Annotated in this window: 1 rRNA gene; it reads right to left on the bottom strand. The window is 50.2% G+C overall.

From position 1 onward, the window contains the following. Positions 1-235 (bottom strand): 23S ribosomal RNA (locus ACFCTO_RS12265); the annotation flags it as partial.

Raw genomic sequence — 235 nt, 5'->3', positions numbered from 1 at the left:
AACTAACTATACGCCCTGTTCAGACTCGCTTTCGCTGCGGCTCCGCATTTTCTGCTTAACCTCGCTAGCTGAAGTAACTCGCCGGTTCATTCTTCAATAGGCACGCCGTCGCACCTAAAAAGTGCTTCGACTGCTTGTAGACATACGGTTTCAGGTTCTCTTTCATTCCCCTCCCGGGGTTCTTTTCACCTTTCCCTCACGGTACTATGCGCTATCGGTCCATATCAGTGTTTCG

The organism is Megasphaera indica (assembly GCF_046614755.1).
GTDB classification, from domain to species: Bacteria; Bacillota; Negativicutes; order Veillonellales; family Megasphaeraceae; genus Megasphaera; species Megasphaera intestinihominis.
Note: the sequence above shows the minus strand (reverse complement) of the source record. Positions and strands in the feature narration are given on the sequence as shown.